At 56.6% G+C, this 6433-nt stretch carries 7 protein-coding genes; 1 reads left to right on the forward strand and 6 read right to left on the reverse strand.

The annotated features are described in order from the left end of the window. Positions 1–42: 42 nt before the first annotated feature. The 6 genes from QVO51_RS08890 to QVO51_RS08915 form a co-directional block, all read right to left on the reverse strand. Positions 43–288, reverse strand: coding sequence for an RNA-binding S4 domain-containing protein (locus QVO51_RS08890; RefSeq protein WP_022358114.1), 246 nt, complete (start codon positions 286–288; stop codon positions 43–45). A gap of 64 nt (positions 289–352) precedes the next feature. Beyond that, the gene (locus QVO51_RS08895; RefSeq protein ID WP_015558082.1) at positions 353–628 is read right to left on the reverse strand and encodes an HU family DNA-binding protein; all 276 of its coding nucleotides are present in this window, start codon (positions 626–628) and stop codon (positions 353–355) included. A 35-nt stretch (positions 629–663) separates the two neighbouring features. Beyond that, positions 664–1461: a nucleoside triphosphate pyrophosphohydrolase gene (mazG, locus tag QVO51_RS08900; RefSeq protein ID WP_022358115.1), complete on the reverse strand. Its 798-nt coding sequence runs from the start codon at positions 1459–1461 to the stop codon at positions 664–666. A gap of 159 nt (positions 1462–1620) precedes the next feature. Beyond that, entirely contained in the window at positions 1621–2622 is a 1002-nt protein-coding gene (gene trpS, locus QVO51_RS08905; RefSeq protein ID WP_022358116.1) for a tryptophan--tRNA ligase, read from the reverse strand. A 16-nt stretch (positions 2623–2638) separates the two neighbouring features. Next, the gene (locus QVO51_RS08910; protein ID WP_022358117.1) at positions 2639–3163 is read right to left on the reverse strand and encodes a hypothetical protein; all 525 of its coding nucleotides are present in this window, start codon (positions 3161–3163) and stop codon (positions 2639–2641) included. A gap of 19 nt (positions 3164–3182) precedes the next feature. After that, positions 3183–4379: an aminotransferase-like domain-containing protein gene (locus QVO51_RS08915; RefSeq protein ID WP_022358118.1), complete on the reverse strand. Its 1197-nt coding sequence runs from the start codon at positions 4377–4379 to the stop codon at positions 3183–3185. A 171-nt stretch (positions 4380–4550) separates the two neighbouring features. Here QVO51_RS08915 and QVO51_RS08920 point away from each other — a divergent pair, with 171 nt between their 5' ends. Beyond that, positions 4551–6218 carry an oligosaccharide flippase family protein gene (locus QVO51_RS08920; RefSeq protein WP_022358119.1) on the forward strand — a complete coding sequence of 556 codons (1668 nt, stop codon included), beginning with the start codon at positions 4551–4553 and terminating at the stop codon, positions 6216–6218. The last annotated feature ends 215 nt before the right edge of the window (positions 6219–6433 follow it).

Consider the following 6433-nt stretch of genomic DNA (forward strand, 5'->3'; position numbering starts at 1 on the left):
CCGCCGCTGCATGATGCAGCGGCGGCTGTTTTTGTCCATTCACTATCCTTCGATGACCTGGTACTGATCCGCAGCGGTTTCCTTGGTGGCATATTCGGAAACCTGCACTACCCGTACCTTCAGAGGGCGCTGCCCCATGGCAAGCTCGATCTCGTCCCCTACCTTCACATCGTAGGATGCCCGGGCAACCTTGCCGTTCACCAGGATCCTGCCCGCATCGCACGCCTCATTGGCAACGGTACGGCGCTTGATGAGCCGGGTGACCTTCAGATATTTATCCAATCTCATATTGACTCTCCTAATGAAAAAAGGGCAGCGACGCAACTGCGCCCCTGCCCACATGCACTGTGGCTTACTTGTTGACTGCGTCCTTCAGAGCCTTGCCAGCCTTGAATACGGGAGCCTTCTTTGCCGGTGTGATCATTTCCTCACCGGTGCGGGGGTTCTTGCACTTCTTTTCGCCTCTCTCACGAACCTCGAAGGTGCCGAAACCAACGATCTGAACCTTTTCGCCCTGTGCAACTGCGTCAGTGATGCAGTCGATCACGGTGTTGATCGCCATTTCTGCGTCCTTCTTCGGACAATTTGCCTTTTCGGAAACTGCCTTTACCAAATCTGCCTTTGTCATGTTCATATCCTCCAAATCATGTAATTATGAAATTGCTAACGTATCGCTTCTTTCGCCCGACGCCAATAAACGTCCAGCGCATCTATGCCCAGGGAATGCATTTCGATCCCTTCCTGCTTCAGCAGCTCCTCCGTTTTCTGAAAACGCCGGATAAACTTTTCCGTTGCCCGGGTCAGAGCCTCCTCTGCATCCACATGCAGATGCCGTGCTGTATTGACGCAGGAGAACAGCAGATCTCCCAGTTCATCCTCAATCTGTTCCTGGGTGCCGCTTTGCATGGCTTCCTGCAGCTCCGCCGTTTCCTGGCTGATACAGGTAAATGCATCCTGCACATTGTCAAAATCCATGCCTGCCCGCATCGCTCGCTTGCCCACCTTCTGGGCACGCATCAGCGCCGGCAGCGCCTTGGATACGGCGGTCAGCGTGTCCGTATTGGACTGCTGCTTCTTTTCCTGCTTGATCTTGTCCCAGTTCTTGAGCACAGCCTCCGTATCCGACAGATTCAACTCCCCGAACACATGGGGGTGCCGCTCGATGAGCTTTTTGCATACCTCATCGCATACATCGTCAAAGGTAAAGCTGCCCTGCTCCCGTTCGATCTGGCAGTGAAACGCAACCTGGAGCAATACATCTCCAAGCTCCTCCCGCATCAGGGGAATATCGTTTGTATCGATGGCTTCCACCGCTTCATAGGTTTCCTCAATGAACTCCATGCGGATGGACTGATGGGTCTGCTCCCTGTCCCAGGGACAGCCGCCCTCGCCCCGCAAAAGCCGCAGGATCTCCATCAGATCTTCGATCCGGTAACAATCCTTCCGGGTAAACGAAACCATGTATCTGCTCCTTTGTATCCCAAATCACGCGATACCCACGGTATATACTACCCTAAATCAGTTAAAATTGCAAGCCCTTCTGCAAAATTCAGCAAATTATGCAGACAAGCCCTGCATTTGACCCGCATTCTAGGCAGAACGCCGAGGATTCTCCAAAAATCAGCCCTTGTCTACAAAGCCCACCTTATGGTACGCCTTGGAAACGATCCGCTGTGAATACCGCAGCGCCTTTTCCGCACTGGCGGTGTAGCACTCCTTCAGATATGCCTTGTCTGCAATGATCCGGGCAAAATTGTCCCGGATGGGCTGTAGGTGATCCGCAACCGCCTCGCCGACGGCAACCTTGAAGTCCCCATAGCCGTGGCCGGCAAATTCCGCTGTGATCTGGTCGTAGCTCTTGCCGGTAACGCTGGCATAGATGGACATCAGATTGTTGATGCCGTCCTTACCCTCCCGGTAGCACACCTCGGAATCCGAATCCGTCACTGCCCGCTTGAACTTGCGGATGATGGCGTCCTTATCGTCCAGGATCAGAATGCATGCGTTGGGATTGTCGTCAGACTTGGACATTTTCTTGGTGGGATCCTGTAAGGACATAACTCTTGCCCCCACATCCGGAATGTATGGCTCCGGCAGGGTAAACAGCTCCCCGTAGCGCTGGTTGAAGCGCTGTGCCACGTTCCGTGCCAGCTCCAGGTGCTGCTTCTGATCTGCGCCCACCGGCACCAGATCTGCATTGTACGCCAGAATATCCGCCGCCATCAGGGACGGGTAGGTGAACAGACCTGCGTTCACATCGTCCGCATGCCGGGCGCTCTTGTCCTTGAACTGGGTCATGCGGGACAGCTCGCCGAACTGGGTATTGCAGCACAGCAGCCAGTTCAGCTCCGCATGGGTGCGCACATGGCTCTGGATGAACAGAATGGACTTTTCCAGATCAATGCCGCATGCCAGCAGCAGGGCGTATGCCTCCAGAGTATGCTGCCGCAGCTTCACCGGATCCTGCCGCACGGTAATAGCGTGCATATCCACCACGCAGTATACGCAGCGATACTGATCCTGCAAGGGCGCCCAGTTGCGGATGGCGCCGATATAGTTGCCCAGGGTAAAGGTACCCGTAGGCTGAATGCCGCTGAATATCAGCTTTTTTTCTTCTGCCACGAAAAATGCCCCCTAATTACTTGCTGCCCTTCTGTGCAGCCTGGTCCTTCAGCTGTGCGTTACGCAGCTCGTTCATCACACGCTGGTACATTGCCATCAGTACCCGGCGCTTATCCCCCATGGGGACGCCTGCCGGCTCATATGCCAGCTTGTAGATGCCGCCCTTGGTCAGCAGATATACGAAATGGGTTCTGCCCCGGGGCAGGTCAAACTGGGTTGCCTTTTCCGCATCCTCCAGGTACTGTCCTGCGTTCAGGATAAAGGAACGGGCAGCCTGCACCACGCCGGGATGCCGCTGTGCCGCACCGGAGTAATCTCCGCCCAGATTGAAATACAGGTTTGATGCGCCGTTGATGTAGCATACCATGGTAGTCAGCAGCTGAGGCCCCATGGGCATATCGATGACTGCCCCGTATACGGTGTCATCCTTCAGATCCTTGCCGAAATGCTCTGCCGGGAAGGTCAGCGCCTTGCCCCGGGTCATGATATATTCCTTGCAGACCGGATAACGGTCCAGCACGATTCTTCTCTGAATTGCCATTTCATTCATCCTTTCAAATTTACTTATCCAGCAGTTCTCTTGTCATGTTCCCCAGGATCTCAATGCCCCGGACGATCTGCTCGTCAGTGGGGGTGGAGAAATTCAGCCGGAAGCTGTCGCTGGGATCGTTCTCCTGAATGGAGAATGCAGTACCGGGCACCACAGCGATCTTGTATTCGGACACGGCACGCTTGCAGAAGCCCATCATGTCGCTGCCCTGGGGCAGGGTCGCCCAGATAAACAAGCCGCCCTCCGGCTTTGTCCAGGTGATCTTCCTGGAGAAGTGCTGCTCCATGCCCTCCAGCATCAGATTACACTTGTGCCGGTAGATCTTCTGAAGCCCTGCCAGATGCTGTTCAATATTCTGGGTCGCCAGGAACCGCTCGCACAGCACCTGCGCCCAGATGTTGGTATGCACATCGGCAACCTGCTTGCAGACGATGATCTTCTGGATAATAGGCTCTGCCGCAGACACATAGCCCACCCGGAGACCCGGCGCCAGGATCTTGGAGAAGGTACCGGTGTAGATGACTCTCCCGTCCGTATCCAGGGCCTTAATGGCGGGAATATCCTCTCCGGCAAACCGCAGATCCCCGTAAGGGTTGTCCTCCAGGATCACGGCGTTGTACTTCTGTGCCAGGGCGTATACCGCCTTCCGTTTCTCCCAGGACATGGTTCTGCCGGTGGGATTCTGGAAGTTGGGAATCAGATAAATGAGCTTTGCCTTTTTCGCATCCTTCAGCGCCTGCTCCAGCAGATCCAGCCGGATGCCGTCCTCCTCCATTTCCACGCCCACCAGGTTGACATGATAGGAACGGAACGCATTCAGAGAGCCGATAAAGCTGGGAGATTCACAGATCAGCGTGTCCCCTTCGTTGCACAGCACCTTGCAGGCAAGCTCGTTGGCCTGCTGGGCGCCGGAGGTGATGATCAGATCATCGGCACCAGCCTCAAAACAGTGCCGGGAGCCCATCCAGCTTTTCAGCGCATCCCGCAGAGGAGTGTACCCCTCGGTGATGTTGTACTGGAGTGCCAGGATCGGATCGGTCTGCATCACACTGTCGGACAGCTCCGCCAGCACCTTGGTGGGGAATGCCTCCGGGGCAGGGTTTCCTGCTGCAAAGGAGATCACGTCCGGGAACGCACAGAACTTCAGGATCTCACGGATGGCGGAAGCCTGTAAGCCGCTTACCTTATCAGAGAAAACATAATTCATATCTATCCCTCGTTCAGTCAGTTTTCATAGGACACCGCTCAAAGCGATATCATATCAAGTATATCACATAATTTCCAAGACGGCAACATAAAATGTACAGAAAGTCCGGGTCAAGGGCGATTTTTTTGCAAATCGCACAGCTTTGACCGTCAAATTCTATACAATCCGCCCTTGACAAATGGGGTTTTCGGAGGTGATCGCACGAAAAAACAAAGCTTTCTGGGGGGATCCTGCGTTCTGCTGGCTTCGGCACTGGTGACCAAGATCATCGGTGCCCTGTTCAAGCTGCCTCTGACCAATCTGCTGGGGGGCGGCGGTATGGGCTACTTCAGCTGTGCCTACGGGCTGTTCCTGCCGGTGTATGCCCTATCCATTACCGGGCTGACCACGGCAGTGGCAAAGCTGACTGCGGAACGTGCTGCGCTGGAGGATCATGCCGCCCTCCGCCGGATCCTGAAGCTGTCTCTGTGGAGCTTCTCTCTCATGGGGCTGCTGGGAACGGGGGCTATCCTGCTGCTGGCAAAGCCCTTCTGCCGCTATGTTGCGGAAAATCCGGACGCCTACCTGTCCGTACTGGTGCTGGCACCGGCGATCCTGCTGGGCTGCGTCAGTGCCGTATTCCGTGGCTATTATGAGGGACTGCGCACCATGTATCCAACCGGTCTGTCCCAACTGGCAGAAGCCCTGACGAAGCTGGTATGCGGTCTGGGGTTATGTCGGTATGCGCTGACCCATCCGGCAGTGGTGCTCCGGTACCTGCCGCCGGGCACCACACCCCTGGCAGCCGCCTCTGCCGCCGCCGTGCTGGGCGTGACCCTGTCCTGCGCTGCCGGCACTCTGTTTCTGATCCTGCGGCATGTATGCATCTGGGACGGAATCCCGGCGTTGCCCCGGCAAAAGCCCTCCCCTGTCTCTGACCGTGCCCTGTACCGGGCGCTGTTTGCAGTGCTGATCCCGGTAGCTGCCGGATCCCTCATCACCAATCTGACCAATCTGATCGACCTTGCCACCGGTATGCACTGTCTGAACACAGCGATCCGCAAGGCTCCTGTCAGCTTTGCCGCCCGATTTGCCGATGACTCCGCCCCGGATCCGGCTGCTCTGGCAAATTTCATTTTCGGTTCCTTTTCCGGGCTGGCAGTGACCATCTTCAACCTGGTGCCCTCTCTGACCAACATGTTCGGCAAAGGTGCCATTCCTGCCATTGCCGCCGCCCATGCAGAACAGAACCGGAGCGCCATGCAGCAGGATTCCGCCGCCGCCATGCTTGCCACCGGCTTTCTGGCATTCCCCGCCGGATTGGGGATTTCCGTGCTGGCACAGCCCATTTTGCAGCTGCTGTATCCCCAGCGGGCTGCCGAGATCCTGGCAGCAGCTCCATCACTCCAGTGCCTGGGGCCCGGGGTAATCTTCCTGGCGCTGACCTTTCCCCTGTTCAGCATGCTCCAGGCTGTGGGGCATGCCCCCACAACAGTCCGGATCATGGGCGTTGGGGTATGCTGCAAGCTGGCAGGCAATCTGCTGCTGATTCCCCTGCCCCGGATCCACATTGCCGGCGCTGCTCTGTCCACCACACTTTGTTATCTGGTGACCTTCCTGCTGGCGCTGTACGCCTATCAGAAGAAAACCGGTGTCAAGCTGGGGATCATGCTGTTTCTCAAGCCTGCCTACGGGGGCATGCTCTGTGCCGCCGCAGCCGCCTTCAGCTATAGCCTGCTGCTGGGCAGACTGGGAAACAATCTGGCGCTGCCTGCCGCCATCTGTATGGGAGGCTGCGTGTATCTGTTTGCCATGTGGCTCATGGGCATCCGCCTCGCCACCCTTCGGGGACGGACATAAAAAGGCCTGCACCATGGTGCAGGTCTTTTCGATGCAGTTTTACTTCCACCGTTCCAGAGCATCGATCAGTCCCTCCAGATTCTGCGCCTGACCAGTCAGCCCGGACATATACACCTTTGGACTGACACGCAGATGCAGCTGCTCCGTGCCGGCACCGGAGGCAAAGGTCAGCTTGATGGAGGTCAGAGAGCCGATTCCTCTGCCAACGGACAGAG

The organism is Ruminococcus sp. CAG:379, from assembly GCF_000434255.1.
Classification (GTDB): Bacteria; Bacillota; Clostridia; order Oscillospirales; family Ruminococcaceae; genus Ruminococcus_F; species Ruminococcus_F champanellensis.